This window comes from Bacillus sp. PS95 (assembly GCF_037963565.1).
Classification (GTDB): Bacteria; Bacillota; Bacilli; order Bacillales; family Bacillaceae; genus Bacillus; species Bacillus subtilis.
Genome location: NZ_CP150160.1, coordinates 1342035 through 1362939 on the forward strand (window position 1 = coordinate 1342035; position 20905 = coordinate 1362939).

Here is a 20905-nt window from a genome sequence, read left to right on the forward strand (position 1 = left end):
GATGATAGAACTGTTCGTCATTAAAGACACAGAGTGGCTTGAGCTGGTTGCAGAAAGCGTATCGCTTGAAGGCCATCGTTATCAGGCGCCGCGTTCCATTGAAGCGACCATCGTCACCAAGCAGGGCGACCAGACGTATTACAGTGTCTCAGAAGGAGATACGGTCTTGTTTAAATGGAAGGGAAAAGAGCTGTTTCGGGGCATTGTTTTTGCAAGAACCCCGGACGAGCATACGCTTGCCTTCAGCGCTTATGACATGCTGCAGTACCTGGTCAAAAACCAGGATATGTACGTGTTTTCCAATCAGCGGGCCGACCAGATCATCAGAAGGATTGCTAGTGACTTCCAGATACCGACAACCTCGATCGCGAACACAGGCCATACGATCAAAAGTCTTGTCATTAAAAATGATACGACATTGTATGACATCATATTAAAAGCGCTGAAACAGACGAAAAGCCAGACAGGACGACATTACCAGCTGTATTCGGAAAAAGGAAAGCTCGGTCTGCGCGCTTGGCCAGATCCGTCAGAGGTATGGGTGCTTGAAACGGGCGTCAATATCACAGGCTACCAATACAGCACTTCTATAAACGACACTGCTACTCGGGTGGTGCTTCGCCGGCAACAGGACAATAAGACATATAAAGCCTCTGCTAAGGACAGTTCAGGCTTAAATAAATACGGTGTGCTTCAATATACGGAAACGGTCACAGATGACATCAACCAGGCACAGCTTCAGCAGCGGGCAGATGTACGTCTTGCTGAAAAAAAGGGCGTGAAAAAAGAACTGAAAAATATTCAGGCAGTGGGCATCCCAGAAGTGCAGAGCGGCTTGCCTGTCTATATTTCGATTCCGGAGGCCGGCATCAAGAAAACCTATTGGGTAGATACGGACCGGCATGAATTTAAAGGAACGAAACATACGATGACGATCGATGTTGTCGAAAAGAATACGATGCCGGAAGGAGTTTCCTGATGAGATTAAGTGAGGCTATAAAACATTTGGCAGTCGGCGCAGTTGACGCTGAGTCTCCGGTAGAACTGCTCCCGGCTGAAGTTGTTTCGGTTTCTCCTGTGGAAATCAAATTAAAAGAAAACAGCAAACTGATCATACCGGAAGACGCCATCATTATCCCAAAACGAATGCAGTCCGGAGGAGACGATGCACTCGAGCCGGGGGATCGCCTCATGACCGCGGCTCTGACTGGCGGGCAATCGTTTTTTATTTTAGATAAGGTATAGACAAACCGCTTCAGTACGAAGGGGTTTTTATTTAGCATGTAAAAGGAGTGGGCATCATGGCCCTGACACCAGAAGTGGAGTTTGAAGATATTGAAGATGTGAGTGAAATCATTGAAACCTCGCAAACGTACAAAATAGATTTTGAAAACGGAAGAATTACGAATGAGCTGATTACCGGACTTGAAGCGATCAGGCAGTTCGTGTATATCGCCTTACAGACAGAACGCTATGCGTATTCCATATACAGCCATAATGTCGGAAACGAGCTTCAGGACGTGCTGACCGATCATGAGACAACTGATGCCTATAAAAAGATGGAGATCCCGAGGCTGATAGAAGAGGCGCTGGTTTATGATGACCGGATATCGGCTGTAACAGATTTTGAGATTGAAAAACAAGGCGCCGCGTTTCATGTGTCCTTCGTGGTGGAGACGGATGAAGGAACGCTTGAGATTGAGGAGGTGATTGGCGAAGATGTTTGAAGATCAGACTTTTGAAGCGATTATGGAGCGTATGCTGAACAGCATTTCCGCAGATATTGATACAAGAGAAGGCAGTGTCATTTATAATGCGTTAGCCCCGGCGGCGGCCGAGCTTGCGAAGTCTTATATATGGCTGGATACTGTGCTTGAGCTAGTTTTTTCTGATACCGCACAAGGCGAATTTTTAGACAGGCGTGCAGCGGAAGCGGGAATTGAAAGAACTGCCGCGACAAAGGCTGTCAGAGCGGGAGAGTTTACATCTGGAGTTACTATTCCTGTCGGCTCCCGCTTTTACGTGGATAATCTTTATTTTCAATATACGGCAGACGGGACGCTCATCTGTGAAACACCTGGTGAAGCGGGAAACGCCAATCTGACCGGACGCAATTTACTGTCATTGGATACCATTCCCGGTTTAGAAACGGCCATTGTCAAAGAAATCCTGATTCCGGGGCGCGAGGAAGAGGGAGATGACAGCTTGCGAGAACGGTATTTTACAAGGGTTCGGCGTGAGGCCGTCAGTGCCAATAAAATGCATTATAAAGAGTGGGCTGAGGAAGTGGACGGTGTGGGCAAGGCAAAGATCTTCCCGCTTTGGAACGGTGAAGGCACGGTCAAAATTGTCGTCACGAATGCGAATCTTGAGCCCGCTTCTCAAATTTTAATTCAAAAAGTGAAAGATTATATCGACCCTGAACCAGGGCAGGGAGAGGGACAGGCGCCAATCGGAGCCGTTGTCACAGTGGAGAGCGCGGTCTGGAAAGAAGTTGAGATTTCTGCCGAAGTGCTGCCTGAGATCAATCACTCAATTGATGAAGTGAAGTCAGAAATTGAGGAAGGCGTTTTAAATCTCTTTAAGAAAATGGCGTTTGAAGATAACGTCATCCGCCTTTCTCAAATTAACAATATCGTCTATAATTCACCATCAGTCAGTGACTACTCCAATATTCAAATCAACGGCACGTCTGAAAATCTGGTGCTGAGCGACGTGGAAATTCCTAAGCTTGGGCAGGTGAAGATCATTGAGCAAACAAGATGACATGACAGCGTATCTGCCGCCGTTTCTCACCAGCCTTAAAGAAATGGCTGAGCTGCTGAAAGCGGAAGCGCCTGAGTTTGATAAACAAAATGACAGCATATTTGATCTGACGGATCAGTTATTCGTGCCGACGGCGACTTGGGGGCTCAGCCGCTGGGAAAAAATTTTAAACGTCCCGCGGGAATCAGGCGACACTGATGAGATCAGACGATTGCGGCTCATTTCCAAAATGTCGAACATCCCGCCCATCACATACAGGGCCATTGAGCAGGCGGTAAACCGTTTCTTGAAAAACCCGTCTGCACAGGTCCGCCTGCTTCCCGGCGAATACCGATTTAACGTCGATATCAATGTTGATGACCTCCAGCACATGAATGAGCTGATCGAAGCGATAGAAAACATGAAGCCCGCTCATTTGGCGTATACGCTCAGAGGCGGATTGAACGAGACGCTGCAAATCAAAGACACAGTCATCCTGAATCATCGCAGATACCGAACAGCCAGTGAGCTCAAGGTCGGTTATTCTGTCACTCTTAACAATAATGAGGTGGTCTTAACTTGATTTCAACCATATACAGAGAACGCACAGCGGCTGATCTAAAAAGCAGAATCGATCACGTGCTGCTCAACGGCCAAAAAACAGAAATAGTAGATCTCGCCATTGACGGTGCGACCGTCACCGTTCTGACAAAACGTGAGGAAGACATCAAGCATATCGAAACGGTACAAATTTTTGACGAGCTGGGCAACGTCATTACAGAGAGAAAGACTGACCTGGACGTCAGCGAAAACAGAACACTCGATTTCAGATTTACTTTTGAGGTGGTGTAAACATGGCATACGAAGAAAAAACAGACTGGCTTCCGGACGACCCCATCAACGAAGATGACGTCAACCGCTGGGAAAAAGGCATAAAAGACGCCCACACCGACCTGGCCGCCCACAAAAACGACATGAACAACCCCCACAACACAACAAAGGCGCAAATCGGGCTGGGGAACGTAGATAATGTGCAGCAGGCGGCGAAGAAGGATTTTGAGAAGCATGAGCAAGATCAGGTGCGGCATGTTACAGAGGAAGAGCGAGAGAAATGGAATGGGGGTCAGTTATCGAAGATTACAAAAGATGATGGACAGCCTATGTTCAATATAACGAGTGATTTCCATACGGAACTGTTGAACTATCCTACATTGACTTATTTTTCTTATACTGGGACGCCTCTAAATTCACCAGGCGGCTCAGGAAGAGGATTTTGGACTTGCAGCGACAGCAAATTAAATGGTCATGTAATTGTGGTGACAAATGATAATAAAACTTTTCGTAAAACTCTCTTAAACGGTATCTGGTCAAATTGGGTTGAATTGGAGACGACAGAGGGCGCTCAAACAAAAGTGAACGCTCATGCAGACATTTCTGACATACATGTCACACAAGCAGAAAAAGACAAGTGGAATAACAGCCAGCTTTTTAAAATTACTGCAGACAACGGTCAAGGAAAACTATACTTAAGCGAAACAGATGATTTTCATAAAATTGTTCCACAGAACACTGGATTGGTTCATTTTGCTTCTGCACCAAATACACTAAACGGCCCCGGCACTTCAGTCAGGGGCATATGGACAATTAATGCGACTGGAAATTACGGGCAAATTATCGCTTTTGACAATACAAATAAAACGTATCGAAAGACGATCTCAGGAGGAGCCTGGTCAGATTGGGTTGAATTAGAGACAACAGCTGGGGCAGAGGAAAAGGTATCTAATCATGCTAAGGACTCAGCAATACACATTACATCTGTTGAGAGAAGTAAATGGAATGGAGCTCAGCTTACTAAAATAACAAGTGATATAGGAGGGGTGTCCATTGCAGCAAACGAAGGAGAGGACATTCTTCAAAAAATAATTGATCAAGGTAGAGGTATGGGCACATTTTATGCACATGGAAAAGCTGTAAACGCTCCATCCCCATTTTCAATAAGAGGAGTATTTCATTTGACTAGCCAATCAACTGAGGGGAAAGGTATGTTTGGTTGGGTCTTAGCTACCGATTACAGAAACAACGTTTTTACGAATTATTATGATGGAAGTACTGTTGCATGGCAAGGATGGAACAAGGTTGAAACTGAAACCAGCGCTCAGGCTAAAGCAGATAAAGCCTTAGCTGATGCTAAAAACTATGTTGACTCTAATTATACGAATAATAAATTAACAGTTCTTACAGGATCCAATGCAATTCAAGACGCTAGAACAAGCGGCAATGAGTATCCAGCTGGGCTGACTTTTATGGATATAGGAGCAAATAATACAACAGGATACCCGCTTACCTATGGTATTGTAAAAAATGAAAAACACAGTAATTATAGATTTTCTCAATACTTTTATGGAACTGGAAATGAATCTAGCTCCTATTTTACTAACACAGGTTCTTGGATCCGCCATTGGTGGGCAGATTCAGGATGGACGGCATGGCAGAAAATTTCTGGATTTGCTCACGCGAATATTGGTACTACTGGAAAACAGTTGTTAATAAAAGGCGAGTCTCAAAAAGTAAATTTTAATAGGAAAATAAAAGATAGCCATAATTGCTTCGACCCTACAAACAACCGTTTTATTGTACCAAATGACGGAATGTATTTAGTCAATGCTGGTATATATATAGAAAATTATCTAGAATATGCAAACTATGAAACTTCTATATATGTAAATGGGAGTAGATATAAAAACATCGCGCATTATAGAATAAGCCCTTCGAATCCCGAAGATAATACGAACATTAATATAGGTATATATGGTGCAGCAACAGTATCTGTCAACAAGGGAGACTATATTGAGATTTATTTATATGTCGGATATAACGGGCAGACACAACGCTATATCACAGATAGTTTAGGCTGGTATAACTATTTTGATATAACAGAAATTGGCGGCCGAAATTATCCTGCACGGTAGGAGGTGCAAAAATGATATTATACGACGCAATCATGTACAAATACCCTGACGCTGTGCCAAGAAAGGATTTTGAACTGAGGAATGACGGCAATGGTTCTTACATTGAAAAATGGAACCTGCGCTCGCCCATCCCAACACAAAAAGAACTCGAATCCTGGTGGGAAGAGCTGCAAAAAAACCCGCCGTACGATCCGCCTGATCAGGTGGAGCTTCTCGCTCAAGAATTGTCACAAGAAAAGCTGGCACGCAAGCAGCTTGAAGAACTGAACAAAACTTTGGGAAGCGAGTTGTCAGATATAAAGCTTTCCATACTTTCTTTGAAAGGAGATTATGCTGAATGAATTATTGGGTGCTAGCCCTTTATTATGAGTGGGCGACAACGGATATGGTGAAGCAGGCCTTAGCATATCGAGACTGTTCAATTGAGGATCTGACAGAGGGTGTGAACAAAAAGCTGATCACAACTGACCAGTATAAAGAAATTACCGGTAAAGCCATGTAAGGCTTTTTTATTTTGCCTGTTTTTAGATCAAAGGAGGATGAAGATGGTGAAGTATCAATATGAATTTCCTCTCGATAAGGCTGGAAAAGCCGGCGCTGTAAAGCCCTATCGAGGAGGAAAAAATGATTTTGTGACACCTGTTTCGAATTTGTCAGGCGTAGCGGAGATTTTAACAAATGCTGCTTTAAAGGCTACTGAGGCATACAGTCAGCTCGGGCAGGATAGGCTTGGCGCAGTTCTGATTTCGAAAGTGAAGGGCTGGGCGTATGCAGATCGTGAAGGTACGCTCTTTATAGAAGAAAGTGACAATAACAATGTTTGGACAACGACAGCAGCAGTTAATGTCGCAGCAGGTGTCCTGACAGCGACGGACTGGGTATATCTTTCTAAACGCTATTACCGTTTCCGCTATGTGAACGGGAATCTTCAGCAATCTGAGTTTGTATTATACCAATCAGTCGGTGCGGGTGAGATGGATGTGCGTGTCAATGGAAAAACGCCTTTACAGATTGACTTTGCGGAGAATCAAACACACGATGGACGGCTGAAAGTCGAGGCTCGCAAAACATTTGACTTTGTCTTTCATGAAAATGCAGAGTCCGCCGGCGAGGGGGCTGCTTTACCTGTTGACGGTGCCGCGCATTTACTCGTTGAAGTCTACGGCACAGCAGAAATGAGCGAAGTCAAATTTTGGGGCAAATCGGTGTCAGGACAGAAACTTCCGATCAGAGGCGTGAAAACTGATGATGCTACCACTGCTTTGAGTACATTAGGAAAAGCTGAGGCATGGGCCTTCGATATTAAAGGGTTTAATGAGATCATCATGGAGATCGTCAGTATCACCGGCGGTACTCTCTCGGTAAAAGGGACCGCTGTTTCATAACAGTTTTGGCTCTCGGAAGGGAGGTGATCTGCATGTGAAGGAGGAGTGAATAATGCAGCAAGAGGCAGATGTGAATGTGTTTCAGCAGGACTTAGCAGACATAAAAGGCGAGCACAAAGCACTTGAGCAGAGGGTTTCCGCATTAGAACGCGTGTCTGACCGGCAAGACCAGCAAATCATGACGCTGAACGAAAAATTAAACAAAATTGAAGAAAACACCACGTGGATTAAACGCACCATCACAGGTGCCATCATTACAGCAGTGTCTACAGGCATCATTGGCGGAGCCATCGCCATTATGTACAGCCTGCTGCAGCATTAAAGGGGGATTTTCATGAACACGTTTGACAAGGGCACGGTCATCAGGACGGTGCTTCTTTTAATTGCTTTAATCAACCAGACCATGCTGATGCTCGGCAAATCACCATTGGACATTCAGGAGGAGCAGGTCAATCAGCTCGCTGACGCTCTTTATTCAGCCGGTTCCATCGCATTTACAATTGGAACGACACTTGCCGCTTGGTTTAAAAACAACTATATAACAGAAAAAGGGAAAAAACAGCGCGACTTGTTAAGGGACAATAATCTGACGAAATAAGGAGAGATGAAAATGGTTAACATTATTCAAGACTTTATTCCGGTTGGCGCAAATAACCGTCCAGGCTACGCAATGACGCCGCTTTACATTACGGTGCACAATACAGCGAATACCGCAGTAGGGGCAGATGCTGCAGCGCATGCCCGCTATTTGAAAAATCCTGATACGACGACAAGCTGGCATTTTACAGTTGATGATACAGAAATTTATCAGCATCTGCCTTTGAATGAAAACGGCTGGCATGCGGGAGACGGAAATGGCAGCGGCAACCGGGCTTCTATCGGAATTGAAATTTGCGAAAATGCTGATGGAGATTTTGCAAAAGCAACAGCAAATGCCCAGTGGCTTATCAAAACATTAATGACTGAACAAAATATCAGTCTCGCCAATGTCGTCCCTCATAAGTATTGGTCAGGGAAGGAATGTCCGCGAAAATTGTTAGATACGTGGGATTCGTTCAAAGCAGGAATTGGGGGAGGCGGCAGCCAAACTTACGTCGTGAAACAGGGCGACACACTTACATCTATAGCGAGAACATTTGGTGTTACGGTTGCTCAGCTGCAAGAGTGGAACAATATCGAAGACCCGAATCTTATTCGCGTTGGTCAAGTATTAATTGTAAGTGCTCCATCGTCCGCTGAAGAACCCGAGCCCTATCCGCTCCCTGATGGTATCATTCAATTGACAACACCTTATACCTCAGGAGAACACGTCTTTCAGGTGCAACGAGCACTTGCGGCTCTGTATTTTTACCCTGATAAAGGCGCTGTTAACAACGGAATTGACGGCGTTTACGGACCGAAAACAGCTGACGCAGTTGCCCGTTTTCAGTCTGTTAACGGTTTAACTGCTGACGGTATCTATGGGCCTGCGACTAGGGAGAAAATCCGTGCCTTATTAGTTATGTAGAAAGAAAACATTGACATCTTCAGCTAGTAAAACCATACTGAATATGACGAATTTTGTATTTATGGGTGGTCTTACTGTGCAAAAAGATATTAAATTAAATAATGTCAAAGGTGTATTGATATTTCTGGTTGTATTTGCCCATTTGCTGGGTGTTAGTAAAAGTGGGCTGGAAAATATGGTTGAATTCATTTATTCATTCCATATGCCTGCTTTTATTTTTTTAAATGGTTATTTTTCCAAAAGGCCATCAATCAAAAAAGTTATTAATCTCATTCTGTTATATGTTATTTTTCAAACCTTTTACTGTGTGTACCGTTACTACGCAGGTAACTTTTCTGTGATTCAATTTACTTACGGAAGACCGCATACTCATTTGTGGTATATTGTCAGTCTCTGCAGCTGGTATGCATTAGCTATCATTCTCAAGAAAATTAACGGCAGAAATGTCATAAAACCGACATTGTTGATTTTATTGCTGGTTGCAAGCTTTTTTTCCAGGTTTTACGCAGATGAGATAATAGAATTTATCAAAATATACTATAGCAATATGCATACACAAACGCTTTCTATATTAAGGACTTTTGTTTTTCTTCCATTTTTCTTGGCTGGTTTTTATTGTTCAAGCGATCTGATGAGTAAAATATATAGTTCATTAGACAAATTTAAGTTTAAATTGTTTTCCACTTTAGCTGTCTCTGCATTGATATTCATCATATTAGACTTTCATCATGATAAATTTGATCAGCTGTTTTTTGGTTTTCTTGGCTATCAAAAATTCCATATAGAGAATCACAGTTATACTGCTATTGTATTCTTTCATTATTCCTTAGCAGTGTTAGGCATTTTCTTATTATTAAATGCAGTTGGTGCTGGCAAAAACAAATTAACCCAATGGGGAGAACACTCACTAGCGATCTTTTTATTTCATATGATCTTTGTCTTCCCGTTATTTACGCATAACAGCTGGTTAAATGAGCAAAACCCTGATACTAGATTAGTATTATGTTTTACGATGGCATTAGGAGTAACGTCTATTTTGGGATCGCGAGCATTTAACAGAATTGTGAAATATATAATCCATCCAATGAAGTATTTAGAAATCATGTACGCAAAGCTTTTTAATGAAACAGATAAAAATGATGAATATAAAAAGCGACATATTGTTTAATTGTCGCTTTTTTTTGTTCGTTTTTTTAGCTGCTTCATTACCATGGCACTGCGCTCCCTCACCCGAAGCGAGTACCCGGAAAGCCCAAACCTTCCGTAATCAACAAACTTCACACGCCTCACCAATTTTTTCACTGTATCACCTGACATTATCCTCTGTTTGTATTTATTATATGTAACCCTTTAAGAAAAGGAATAAGGACAAGAGCTGTTTTCCCTTGTCCTTTTAGTGTGATCATGCTTTTTTTCGTTTATACTCGTCAATCAGCCGTTCGTTTTCTTTGAAGATTCTTGCTGTATGCGGACTGACTTGATAGCTTGCGACACTGGTGGTTGAACGTTTTTTCAGGATTTTAAACGGCTTCGCCGCTCTGGGCTCGCATCTGTTTTGAAACGCACGTTCCATTATCCTTCACCTTCCTCCTCAATTGGCAGCACCAAATCATATATGCTCGTTAATGACGTAAATAGCAAATAATCAAATTCCGTGACAATGCTGTCAGACGTCAGCTTGATGACATAGTTCTGTGTCTCGATGGTAAAAGGGATGAGAACCACTTTTCCGTATTGGTCGTAATAAACATCCTTTCGATCGAGCCGTGTTTGTACATCTGCCGGATCATCCATATGCTCGGTTAACCGGTCTTTATCAGCCTGTGTCGAATAGTGGCAAAGAGAAGCCGTTAAGTTCATTTTATCAGCATAGGTTTTCAGCAGCTTATCAATACCTTCAGCATAAGCATCTATACTTCCATAATAAACATGGATCGGTTCGTTTTTCAATAGGTATTGGTATGTTTTCAGCCGATTGAGGTACATGTGGAGCATTTCGTTGTTTTCTTCAAGAATTTCTCTTGTGTCTGTTTCAAGCTCGCTGCCGGCCAGTTTTTTGACGTATGCACTTAAGAAGATAAAAGCATCAATCAAAGCAAAACTGACTGCGACAATGAGATACCGTTCCCAGTGGGTAAATAGGGAAGTGGGCTCATATGTCCAGTATACCATAGCGCCCAGAACAAACAGCAAATACCAAGTTTTCCGGATGGCGAACATCTTTTCTTTGACCTTCGCTTCGAAACGCCACGTGGCATACACGTATAACCCCAGTCCGGCCACGATGCACCAGACCATGATCTGAAAGAATAAAACCATATTCGAATCCCTCACATCTGAAATAGGTTCTGCTTATTGTATTCGAGAGATCCGGATGGTTTTCCTGTTCCATCAAAAAAACCGCTCCTTTGACAGAAGCGGTGTGACATTAAAATATCATATTTAAAATAAAGTAGGCGATGGCACCAAGTGTCGCTGAAATCGGAAGCGTGATGACCCATGTAATGAGCATTCGCTTGGCCGTACCCCAGTTTACGCCTTTTACCCGGTGTGACGCACCGACGCCAAGAATTGATGAAGAAATGACGTGGGTTGTACTGACCGGCAAATGAATAAACGTGGCGCCGAAAATAATGGCTGCTCCGGTTAAGTCAGCGGAAACACCGTTTACCGGGCGGATTTTCATGATCTTTCCGCCAACGGTTTTGATGATTTTCCAGCCGCCGATTGATGTTCCGAGACCCATGGCTGTCGCGCAGGCGAATTGCACCCAGGTAGGAATATCATTAGCAGAAGTATGTAAATTCGCTGTGATGAGAGCCATTGTGATAATTCCCATTGCTTTTTGCGCATCGTTTGTTCCGTGTGTATACGATTGCAGGGCAGCTGTTACAATCTGCACTCTGCGGAATTGCTTATTCGTTTTCGCCAAGTTGCTGTCTTTGAAAATCAGCTTAACGATGCTATAAAGAATAAAACCAAGGACAAAGGCAATAATTGGTGATAGGATCAGTGCTTCAATGATTTTAATGAAGCCCTTATAGTTTAACGCTGCAAATCCGGCTGCCGCAATGGCTGCACCGGCAATAGCGCCGATGATGGCATGGGATGAGCTGCTTGGGATACCGTAGTACCATGTGATAAGGTTCCAGGCAATTGCAGCGAGTAGCGCAGCCAAAATGACAACAGAGCCATTTTCCAGCGTATAAGGATCTACGATGTCTTTCGTAATGGTTTTGGCAACACCTGTAAACGTCATTGCTCCGACAAAGTTCATCACAGCAGCCAATATAATGGCATGGCGTGGTTTTAACGCTTTTGTTGATACCGAAGTCGCAATTGCGTTTGCCGTATCATGAAACCCGTTGATGAAATCAAACGCCAGAGCACAAATGACTATTAGTATCGTTAATATTAATAGAATATCCATTTTTACCCCTCGTTACGCGTTTTTCATAATGATGGTTTCAAGATTATTGGCAACACTTTGACAAGAGTCGGCGATTTCTTCAAGCGTTTCGTATATTTCACGATATTGAATGACTTTGATTGGATCTGTTTCATTTCCGAAAAGATTCTTTAATGATTTTCTGTGCAAGTTGTCACAACTGTGCTCATACTCTTTAATTTTGATTGCGTGAGGCTGAATATCCTTTAAGCGATTTTCTGCCAGCAGCTCGATCGTAATCAAAATCTCTTTCGCACATTCTCTGATATATCCGCTGAATTTATCAATATGCTCGTCTGATGAAGTAATTGAGAAAATCTCCATCATGGCAGAGAAATGTTCGATTCCGTCAAGCACATCATCCAAGCTGTTTGTCAGCTGAAGGATATCTTCGCGCTCAATAGGAGTGATGAACGCTTTGTTAAGCTCTTTAATCATGACATGAACATGATTGTCACCTTTTGTTTCATATTCCTTTAACGTATCTGCAAATTCTTTAAGAGTCGTTTGGTTAGTGACCTTAAAATTCACAAAATATTCTGCAGTTTCGTCTATGTTCTTTGCAATTTCTGTTAAAAGGAGTGAGAACTTATCTTTTTTTCTTCTTATCATTAAAAACCCTCCATAGTTTGAATGAACAATGCACACATCAAATTATTATATAGCCTTTTGTCGAAAAAAAACAGGTAAAGTCGAAAAAAACGTATCTTGACTTTTTTGATAAATCGTGTCTCCTTATTTTGACCTACTTCGCTTTAAAAAAACGACCCAAGTTTGCAAAAACTTTCTGCTTAACGTAAAAAGTATATCAAAAGTTGTGTTTTTCCTGTCAACTTTTATCTTCTGTTTCACCAAAAAACGGTTCCCTAAACAAGGGAACCGTTTTATCAGCTTGCTTTTCGTTTTTTCATCCCGTAATAGACAGGCAGTCCAGCAAGGCCGATGAGGATGGATAATCCGCAGCTCATTGTATCTGTAATGAGTGTGCTGCCTAACACAAAGAAGGAGCCCGCGATTGCCAGAATTGGCATAAATGGATAAAGCGGAACACTGTAGGCGCGCTTTTTTCCCTTTGCTCGCTTGCGGAGAATAAACACTGCAAAAAAGGCCATCACATAAAAGATGTAGATCATGAAAATGGAGATTTCTGAGAGCTTATCAGGGTTGCTGATCAGCATCATAATCAAAGCCAAAGCAATTTGAAAAGAAATCGCAATCCATGGTGTGCGGAACGACGGGTGTACATGTGACAGTTTTTCAGCAAATGGAAGCTGTTTGCGTTCCGCCATCGCAAATGAAACACGCGGGAAAGAAAGCACCTTTCCATTTAAGCACCCAAAGATGCTGACGATAATCCCGACACTGATCAGCTTTCCGCCAATTGACCCGAAGAGCATGGTTGCAGCGGTGCTTGTCGCATTTTCACCAAGCGTGACAATTTCGTTCGCTGACAGGATGTGAAGCAATGCAAAATTAATGAAAATATAGATCGCCGTTACAATTAATAATCCGCCCGTCATAGCGCGTGGAAGCAGCTTTTCGGGATTTTTCATTTCTCCACCGAGAGCGGCCAGGAGAATCCATCCGTCATAAGCAAACAACGTAGCTAAAATAGCCGCCCCGAAGTTCATATCGGAAATGCTTTCGTTTACTGCTGTGAAGATGTGCTGATCGCCTTTCCAAAGGCCAAAGATGATGATGCAGGCAATCGGAATCAGTTTTCCGATCGTTGTCAGCGTTTGGACAAAACCGCCATATTTTGTACCAATAATATTAATGACGCATAAAAAGAGAACTGCTATGATTCCAATGACTTTTGATAGTCCTGATCCCCAGCCGAAAAGATTCGCCATTAAAGATCCAAAATATAAACCCAGCGCGCCGATAATCGCCGGACCGTAAATGATAATCTGCACCCAGCCGCACAAAAATCCCCAAAACTCGCCGTACACTTCTTCAAGGTACGTATAAAGCCCGCCGGTTTTTGGAATCTGCGTTCCGATTTCCGCGATTGTCAAACCGCCCGCCAGTGTTAAAATACCGCCTAACAGCCAGGCGAAAAGCGCCGTTTTTGAATCACCTGAATAAGCAAGCACAGCGCCGGGCTTCATAAAAACACCAGAACCGATAATGGTTCCGATGACAAGAGTAAGGGCAAACAAGAGGCCTATCTCTTTTTTCAAACCGTTGTCTTCAGTATGCATGTCCTTAACCTCCTATGATGTTGAAGCTTCATGTTGAAGAATCTATTTTTTCATATTGTAAACCCTATTTTAGAAAAGTGAAATAAAATAAATTTTCTGATTTCCGAAATTTGCTTTGTGTACAGCAGATAAAACTGTGGAAACACCTGTTTTAACGATCTATAAACGAATAAACTTCATGATTTTAATTTGTAAAGTTCGTGTTTTATGTTTTGGATTTTAGCCGGTACAGAGGGGAGATGAGAATTCAGAAAATGAACGAACCTTCGGTGAAGCTGATATGTTGACTTTCTCATGCGAATAAAATACTTTGTTATTAGAACAATAAATATACAATTATGATATGATATCTCGAAATCGAGATAAAATAACCTGGAGGGACAGCATATGAAAGTTAACGGCATTCACCACGTATCGGCATTAACGGCCGACGCACAAAAAAACTTGGATTTCTATAAGAAAGTATTAGGATTAAAGCTCGTCAAAAAATCCGTCAATCAGGATGAACCGACCATGTACCATCTGTTCTACGGAGATGAAGTGGCAAACCCGGGAACTGAGTTGACGTTTTTCGAGATTCCCCGCATTGCACCGTTTCATGCAGGAACAAACAGTATTTCTTCTATTGGATTGCGCGTTCCAAGCACAGAAGCCCTGCATTACTGGAAAGAACGTTTTGAAGAGCAGCAAGTAACGCACAGCGGCATCTCCAAAAGAGCCGGACGTGACATATTGGCATTTCAAGATCATGAAGGGCAGCGACTTGTGCTGACTGCTGATGAGGAAGGAAAAGGATATGGCCTGCCTGTTGAGCAGAGCGGCATTCCGGAAGAATTTTCGTTTCGCGGGTTAGGGCCGGTTGAACTGACTGTGCCATATGCTGAACCAACTTTACACGTATTGACGAATATTCTTGGATTTACAGAAATCAGCCGTGAACCAGTCGAAGGGCAAGGAACCGCCGTTATTCTGGAATCAGGAGAAGGCGGTGCTGCAACGGAAATCCATTTAATAGAAAGAAACGATCTTCCGCGCGAGCGTCAAGGCAAAGGGAGTGTTCACCACGTCGCATTTCGGGTAAGAGATGAAGAAGAACTTGCCGGGTGGCACCGGATCATCAGCCGCGAAGGCTTTAGCAATTCAGGCATAGTTGAGCGCTACTATTTCAAGGCGCTGTATTTCAGAGAACCGAACGGCATTTTGTTCGAGTTATCAACAGACGGACCGGGCTTTATGGTAGATGAAAATCTTGATGAGCTTGGCCAAACGATTGCTCTTCCGCCATATCTAGAGCATCGAAGAGCAGAAATTGAAGCGAAATTGAAACCGATCCAATAAATTGTGATTCATTTGCCTTCCGGCGCGCCGGAGGGTTTTTTTATTTTGGGAAAACGCATCGCCGATTACGATTTGGAGAAAGGGCTAGAAACCAGCTGTATATAGGATGATTGGCATGAAATGGCCTCGGCAAAAATATTGTCTTTGTTTATTAATAGTTTATTCATATTTGCTTGTTACACTATTTCCAAGTTAGCCAAAAGGAGTGAAAAACACGTGGAAAAGAAAAAACGCGAGCTGGATATTTTCCTCATCCTCATTTTGCTCGCATCTGCATTCTTAAATATCTATAACATCTGGAATGATGATACGGTGAATCCTTATTACACCGCTGCAGTCACAAGTATGATGCAAAGCTTTCATAATTTTTTCTATGCCTCATTCGACGCGGCGGGGTTTATAACGGTTGATAAACCGCCTATTACGTTCCAGATACAAACCATCAGCGCACTTATATTCGGTATGCACGGCTGGAGCGTCATCCTGCCTCAGGCACTTGCTGGTGTAGGTTCTGTCCTTTTAATGTATCTGTTAATAAAACCGACATTCGGTAAGACAGCAGCAAGAATTGCCTCTTTCATCATGGCATGTACACCGATTGCTGTAGCTGTAGCACGTACAAACAATGTTGATGCATTACTGGTATTTTTCTTATTGCTTGCTACATGGCTTCTCTTTAAAGCGATCAGAAAAGGAAAGCTGATCTGGCTGTTAGCAGCATTTTTGGTTGTTGGAGTAGGTTTCAATACAAAAATGCTGCAGGCTTACATGATTTTGCCGGCTTTCTTATTGTTCTATCTGATTGCGGCAAACGCCACAATCAAGAAAAAAATCGTTTCATTAGTAAGTGCGTTAGCCGTATTAGCAGCCGTTTCGTTATCGTGGCCGCTCATTGTCGACAATATCCCTGCAAGCAAGCGGCCTTATATCGGAAGCAGCCAAACCAACTCTGTTTTGGAATTGGCTTTCGGCTATAACGGAATCCAGCGGCTGACAGGCCAAAATTCAGGCGGCGGCCAGGGTGCGCCAAACAAAGACGCTTCAAAAGAAATGTCTTCTTCTGATAACACTCAAGCACCGCCTAATCAGTCATCAGGCAGCAGCTCATCAAGCGATGGTAAATCCTCAAATGGCAATATGACGGTACCTCCATCCAATGGCCAAATGCCAAGCGGAGGAGAAATGCCAAGCGGCGGTCAAGGAGGCCCTCCAAGCGGCGGAGATGGCGGCCAAGGCGGACCTGGCGGAGACGGAGGGAAAGGCGGTACAGGAACCGGTTCGAAAATGCAATCAGGTTCAGGGATGTTTGGAACGGGAACACCTGGTCCATTGCGGCTTTTCCAACAAGAGTTATCTGATCAAATCAGCTGGCTTCTGCCATTTGCGATATTTGGAATCGCAGGCTTACTGATCGCTGGCGCAAGAGAAAGAAGAAGATTATCTATAGAGCAGAAGGAAACGGTGTTCTGGGTTGCGTGGCTTGTACCGATTGCCGGATTCTTCAGTGTCGCAGAATTTTTCCATCATTATTATCTCATCATGCTGGCACCGCCGATTGCGGCTTTTGTTGGTGCGGGATGGGTTGCCCTTGTTCATCTGTATCGCAATCAGACAGGCTGGAAAGCATGGCTTTTGCCAGGAGCAATTATTGCGACAACTGGATTTGAATTGTTTATTCTCAGAAACTACAACGATCAAATCGGTGTTGGATGGAGTATCGGGGTAGGTGTTATCGGCGTGTTGTCAGCGATTGCTTTGCTGCTGTTTAAACAGCGCCAAAAACCGTTCAGTTATTATGTTTCACTTGCAGCTCTCCTCGCATTGCTGGTGATGCCGATTTATTGGGCAAGTACGCCACTTCTGTACGGAGGCAACAGCTCACTGCCTGAAACAGGCCCTCAGCTCGCATCAATGAGCGGAAAAGGCATGGGAATGTCTGATGCGACTGTAAATGAAAAACTGATCAAATATCTAGAGGAGAATAACTCCGGAGCTGAATACCTATTCGCCACAACCGATTCGAACACAGCGGCACCATATATCATTAAAACGAAAAAAGCTGTCATGGCTATTGGCGGATACAGCGGTTCTGACCCGGCGATCACACTGACTCAATTCAAAAAACTTGTAAAAGAAGGAAAAGTGAAATACTTCTTGGCTTCTGGAATGGGAAGAGGCGGAAACAATGACATTGTTGAATGGGTTGAAAAAAATGGAAAAGAAGTAGCATCAGAAAAATGGCAATCAAGTTCTGATCAAAAAACAGAAAATACTGATTCGGCTGATACATCAAGCAGCAAGGCTTCAGGTGAAAACGTCAAAATGGGCGGACCTGGCGGAATGAATCAGTCAGCAACATTATACGAACTACATGCTGATGAATAGGAGGCAAAAACATGAGCAGACATATTCAATATTCAATTGTTGTACCTGTGTATAATGAAGAGCTTGTCATTCATGAAACCTATCAGCGCTTAAAAGAGGTCATGGATCAAACGAAGGAAAACTACGAGCTGCTTTTTGTCAACGATGGCAGCAAAGACCGCAGTATTGAGATTTTAAGAGAGCACAGCCTGATCGATCCGAGAGTGAAAATTATTGATTTTTCAAGGAATTTTGGACACCAGATCGCCATTACGGCGGGTATGGATTATGCACAGGGGAATGCAATCGTCGTCATTGACGCCGATTTGCAGGACCCTCCTGAACTGATTTTAGATATGATTGAAAAGTGGAAGGAAGGCTATGAGGTCGTGTACGCCGTGCGGACTAAACGAAAAGGGGAAACCTTTTTCAAAAAACAAACCGCGGCTATGTTTTACCGGCTTCTCAGCGGTATGACAGATATTGATATCCCGATTGATACGGGGGATTTTCGTCTCATGGACAGAAAAGTCTGTGATGAAATGAAAAGATTAAAAGAAAAAAATCCATTTGTCAGAGGGCTAGTCAGCTGGGTGGGTTTCAAACAGACAGCGGTCGAGTATGTACGTGATGAAAGGCTCGCCGGAGAAACAAAGTACCCGCTCAAGAAAATGCTGAAGCTGTCAATGGACGGCATCACGACATTTTCACATAAACCGTTGAAGCTGGCAAGCTATGCGGGGATTTTAATGTCAGGTGCTGGATTTCTGTATATGTTTATCGTGCTGTATCTGAAACTATTCACAGACAGCACGATTACCGGCTGGTCATCACTTATTGTGATCCAGCTCCTGTTCAGCGGCATTGTCCTTCTGATTTTGGGCGTGATCGGCGAATATATCGGCAGAATCTACGATGAAGCCAAAGACAGGCCGCTTTACATCGTCCAAAAATCGTATGGAATTGAAAATAAAAGACTCTATAGAGACCAGCATATGTCATAACCTCAAACCCCCTGTCCGTAATGGACAGGGGGTTTTTATGCTCTGAGCCCGATCTAAAGCAAAAGATGCTGATAGATATATGGAGATTGGGTAAAGAAGAGATTGTGAGCTTGTACTGCGGTTCAGTCATGCCGAAATAAAAACAGCAAAACTTAAAGATTTCGTCATCGGCTTTGCTGCATGTCAGCTGTTATATTGGGGGGCTTTTAAGAAACGCATGATTAGAGCCGTACCAGTTATGTTTAATAGAATACTGGTACCCAATACAATTCCCCACGTCAACGTCGATTCAGAGAGAAGAAAGCTCAGCAAAAGAAAAGCCAATCCTGCGCAGATCATACTCAGTCCCACGGTTTTCATGTTCATGCCTCCTAGCAAACGATGTTTCTAGCATCTGATGAGAATGATGTCAATCTGTATGATATACGGATATCTCGTCAGAAAGTTTCATAGAGCAATTAGGTCTTTTATCTAATAAAAAGCCTCAGACCGCTTTTGCGGCCTGAGGCGTTATGTCTTACGAAGTTTTCTCTTCTTTTTGATCAAGTTTAATTTTTTTCGTCATTTCTTTGCCGTTTCGAAGAATTTTCACTTCAACGGTATCACCGATCTTTGCGTCTTTATATAAGATATTGCGCAATTCACTGCCTGTATCAATTTCTTTACCTTTTAGGCCGATGATAATATCCTCCGCTTTTAATCCGGCCTTTTCAGCAGGAGAGCCTGAAGCGACCTCACGGATGTAAACACCTTTATTCAGCTGGCTGCCGAACAGGCCGAGTGTGCCTTCTTGGTAATTTTGCGGCACTTGTTCCAGATCAAGCATGCTGACACCGATATATGGACGTTCAATTTGTCCTTTAGACAGCAGTTCTTCAGCAATCGGTTTTACGTCATTGCTTGGAATGGCAAATCCGATACCCTCAACATCATCCTCACTGATTTTCATACTGTTAATGCCGACGATTTTGCCGTCTGTATTTAACAAAGGACCGCCACTGTTACCTGGATTAATTGCTGCGTCTGTCTGAATGACGTTAATGCTCGTTTCGCCGGCTGATGTAGACATTGAAACCGTTCTGTCCACGCCGCTTACAATTCCTTGTGTTACTGTGCGGGACAGATCTTTTCCAAGCGGATCCCCAATCGCAATAACGGTCTCGCCTGTTCTAAGATCAGATGAATCACCGAAGTTTGCCACTTTTGTGACGTGGTCATCACTGATTTGGAGGACGGCTAAATCAGTTAACGAGTCACTGCCTACCAGCTTTGCAGTAACCTCAGTGCCGTCATATAAAGATACCTTCAGTGATGATGCCCCTTCTACGACGTGGTTATTTGTAATGATATAAGCCTTGCCATTCTCTTTTTTGAAAATGACACCTGACCCTGAACCGCTTTCTGTATCTTCGCTGGAATCAGAAGAACTAGAGCCAAACAAAGAGCTGTTTGATTGTGCCTGAAGATTTGTAATACCGACAATCGCTGGTGAAAGGTCTTCTACCATATCTGAGATTTTAGAAGAGTCCTCGCTCTTGAATGCAGATGAGCTGCTTGAGCTTGATGAGCTTTTTTTAGATTCAGAGGAGGTGCTTGTTGCTGTAACAGATTGCGTTTGCTGCTGGCTGGATGATTGTTTTGCAGTGTCCTGAGAATCATGGTCGCCAAGCGGTGTAAACGTGTAAATGCCAAGGGCAAGACTGCCGCCGATCACTCCGCCAAGCAACGGTCTGAACCATCCGAAGCCTCGTTTTTTCTTCTCCTGATCATGAATGACATTGCGGGCCGAGTAAGAGGTGCTCTGATCGTTCTCTTTCGTTAAAAAGACCTCATTCTCATTACCTTTCGTTCTGTTTTCATCACGATAGTTATCCATCATGTTCACTCCGTTTCTCTATTTTCACATGTCTATTTATATTGATAGGTTTATGACTTGAGTTT

At 43.3% G+C, this 20905-nt stretch carries 24 protein-coding genes and 2 pseudogenes; 18 read left to right on the plus strand and 8 right to left on the minus strand.

The window, feature by feature from the left end; translation table 11 throughout:
* Position 1 precedes the first annotated feature (1 nt).
* The 14 genes and pseudogenes from NSQ12_RS07165 (at position 2) to NSQ12_RS07230 (ending at position 9774) form a co-directional block, all read left to right on the plus strand.
* Positions 2-979 carry a phage-like element PBSX protein XkdQ gene (locus NSQ12_RS07165; RefSeq protein WP_042974276.1) on the plus strand — a complete coding sequence of 326 codons (978 nt, stop codon included), beginning with the start codon at positions 2-4 and terminating at the stop codon, positions 977-979.
* Entirely contained in the window at positions 979-1245 is a 267-nt protein-coding gene (locus tag NSQ12_RS07170) for a DUF2577 family protein (RefSeq protein ID WP_003244812.1), read from the plus strand. The genes NSQ12_RS07165 and NSQ12_RS07170 overlap by 1 nt, the downstream gene beginning before the upstream one ends.
* Before the next feature lie 56 nt (positions 1246-1301).
* The gene (locus NSQ12_RS07175) at positions 1302-1727 is read left to right on the plus strand and encodes a DUF2634 domain-containing protein (protein ID WP_029317673.1); all 426 of its coding nucleotides are present in this window, start codon (positions 1302-1304) and stop codon (positions 1725-1727) included.
* On the plus strand, positions 1720-2766 hold the full coding sequence (locus tag NSQ12_RS07180) for a baseplate J/gp47 family protein (protein WP_015252271.1): 1047 nt from the start codon (positions 1720-1722) through the stop codon (positions 2764-2766). Before NSQ12_RS07175 ends, NSQ12_RS07180 begins: the two co-directional genes overlap by 8 nt.
* Positions 2750-3328, plus strand: coding sequence for a YmfQ family protein (locus NSQ12_RS07185; RefSeq protein ID WP_015483131.1), 579 nt, complete (start codon positions 2750-2752; stop codon positions 3326-3328). The genes NSQ12_RS07180 and NSQ12_RS07185 overlap by 17 nt, the downstream gene beginning before the upstream one ends.
* Positions 3325-3597 (plus strand): hypothetical protein, encoded by a 273-nt coding sequence (locus tag NSQ12_RS07190; protein WP_029317674.1) that lies wholly within the window; start codon positions 3325-3327, stop codon positions 3595-3597. The genes NSQ12_RS07185 and NSQ12_RS07190 overlap by 4 nt, the downstream gene beginning before the upstream one ends.
* Positions 3598-3599: 2 nt before the next feature.
* A pseudogene (locus tag NSQ12_RS07195) lies at positions 3600-3863 on the plus strand (terminase); the annotation flags it as partial.
* A gap of 1862 nt (positions 3864-5725) precedes the next feature.
* Positions 5726-6055: an XkdW family protein gene (locus NSQ12_RS07200; protein WP_339176364.1), complete on the plus strand. Its 330-nt coding sequence runs from the start codon at positions 5726-5728 to the stop codon at positions 6053-6055.
* Positions 6052-6216, plus strand: a complete 165-nt coding sequence (locus tag NSQ12_RS07205) for an XkdX family protein (protein ID WP_339176366.1) — start codon at positions 6052-6054, stop codon at positions 6214-6216. Before NSQ12_RS07200 ends, NSQ12_RS07205 begins: the two co-directional genes overlap by 4 nt.
* Before the next feature lie 43 nt (positions 6217-6259).
* Positions 6260-7099: a phage-like element PBSX protein XepA gene (xepA, locus tag NSQ12_RS07210; RefSeq protein WP_339176368.1), complete on the plus strand. Its 840-nt coding sequence runs from the start codon at positions 6260-6262 to the stop codon at positions 7097-7099.
* A 52-nt stretch (positions 7100-7151) separates the two neighbouring features.
* Complete coding sequence (locus NSQ12_RS07215; RefSeq protein ID WP_015252265.1) at positions 7152-7421, plus strand: hemolysin XhlA family protein; 270 nt, start codon at positions 7152-7154, stop codon at positions 7419-7421.
* 12 nt (positions 7422-7433) lie between these two features.
* Positions 7434-7697, plus strand: a complete 264-nt coding sequence (locus NSQ12_RS07220) for a phage holin (protein WP_014479566.1) — start codon at positions 7434-7436, stop codon at positions 7695-7697.
* Positions 7698-7709: 12 nt separating this feature from the next.
* On the plus strand, positions 7710-8606 hold the full coding sequence (locus NSQ12_RS07225) for an N-acetylmuramoyl-L-alanine amidase (protein WP_339176371.1): 897 nt from the start codon (positions 7710-7712) through the stop codon (positions 8604-8606).
* 76 nt (positions 8607-8682) lie between these two features.
* Positions 8683-9774: an acyltransferase family protein gene (locus NSQ12_RS07230; protein ID WP_160243250.1), complete on the plus strand. Its 1092-nt coding sequence runs from the start codon at positions 8683-8685 to the stop codon at positions 9772-9774.
* On the opposite strand, the gene spoIISC is transcribed toward NSQ12_RS07230, so the two are convergent.
* The 6 genes from spoIISC to steT form a co-directional block, all read right to left on the minus strand.
* The gene (gene spoIISC, locus NSQ12_RS07235) at positions 9771-9923 is read right to left on the minus strand and encodes a three component toxin-antitoxin-antitoxin system antitoxin SpoIISC (RefSeq protein WP_131228329.1); all 153 of its coding nucleotides are present in this window, start codon (positions 9921-9923) and stop codon (positions 9771-9773) included. The two genes, NSQ12_RS07230 and spoIISC, sit on opposite strands and share 4 nt — an antisense overlap.
* Before the next feature lie 85 nt (positions 9924-10008).
* Positions 10009-10179 (minus strand): three component toxin-antitoxin-antitoxin system antitoxin SpoIISB, encoded by a 171-nt coding sequence (gene spoIISB / locus NSQ12_RS07240; RefSeq protein ID WP_003232646.1) that lies wholly within the window; start codon positions 10177-10179, stop codon positions 10009-10011.
* Positions 10179-10925, minus strand: coding sequence for a toxin-antitoxin-antitoxin system toxin SpoIISA (spoIISA, locus tag NSQ12_RS07245; protein ID WP_089172519.1), 747 nt, complete (start codon positions 10923-10925; stop codon positions 10179-10181). Before spoIISA ends, spoIISB begins: the two co-directional genes overlap by 1 nt.
* Positions 10926-11034: 109 nt before the next feature.
* Positions 11035-12036 (minus strand): inorganic phosphate transporter, encoded by a 1002-nt coding sequence (locus tag NSQ12_RS07250; protein ID WP_003232642.1) that lies wholly within the window; start codon positions 12034-12036, stop codon positions 11035-11037.
* A 12-nt stretch (positions 12037-12048) separates the two neighbouring features.
* The gene (locus NSQ12_RS07255) at positions 12049-12666 is read right to left on the minus strand and encodes a DUF47 domain-containing protein (protein ID WP_003218470.1); all 618 of its coding nucleotides are present in this window, start codon (positions 12664-12666) and stop codon (positions 12049-12051) included.
* A gap of 275 nt (positions 12667-12941) precedes the next feature.
* Positions 12942-14258 (minus strand): serine/threonine exchanger, encoded by a 1317-nt coding sequence (gene steT / locus NSQ12_RS07260; RefSeq protein WP_015252262.1) that lies wholly within the window; start codon positions 14256-14258, stop codon positions 12942-12944.
* Between the two features lie 387 nt (positions 14259-14645).
* Here steT and NSQ12_RS07265 point away from each other — a divergent pair, with 387 nt between their 5' ends.
* From NSQ12_RS07265 to NSQ12_RS07280, 4 genes and pseudogenes are all read left to right on the plus strand, one after another.
* Positions 14646-15596, plus strand: a complete 951-nt coding sequence (locus NSQ12_RS07265) for a ring-cleaving dioxygenase (protein ID WP_014476561.1) — start codon at positions 14646-14648, stop codon at positions 15594-15596.
* A gap of 108 nt (positions 15597-15704) precedes the next feature.
* Positions 15705-15800, plus strand: a pseudogene (locus tag NSQ12_RS07270) (hypothetical protein); the annotation flags it as partial.
* A 12-nt stretch (positions 15801-15812) separates the two neighbouring features.
* Positions 15813-17981, plus strand: coding sequence for a glycosyltransferase family 39 protein (locus tag NSQ12_RS07275; RefSeq protein WP_198878802.1), 2169 nt, complete (start codon positions 15813-15815; stop codon positions 17979-17981).
* 11 nt (positions 17982-17992) lie between these two features.
* The gene (locus tag NSQ12_RS07280; protein ID WP_015715747.1) at positions 17993-18964 is read left to right on the plus strand and encodes a glycosyltransferase family 2 protein; all 972 of its coding nucleotides are present in this window, start codon (positions 17993-17995) and stop codon (positions 18962-18964) included.
* A 183-nt stretch (positions 18965-19147) separates the two neighbouring features.
* Here NSQ12_RS07280 and NSQ12_RS07285 read toward each other — a convergent pair whose 3' ends face one another.
* Complete coding sequence (locus NSQ12_RS07285) at positions 19148-19324, minus strand: hypothetical protein (protein WP_032680700.1); 177 nt, start codon at positions 19322-19324, stop codon at positions 19148-19150.
* Between the two features lie 157 nt (positions 19325-19481).
* Positions 19482-20840, minus strand: a complete 1359-nt coding sequence (gene htrA, locus NSQ12_RS07290) for a serine protease HtrA (protein ID WP_015252257.1) — start codon at positions 20838-20840, stop codon at positions 19482-19484.
* Between the last annotated feature and the right edge of the window lie 65 nt (positions 20841-20905).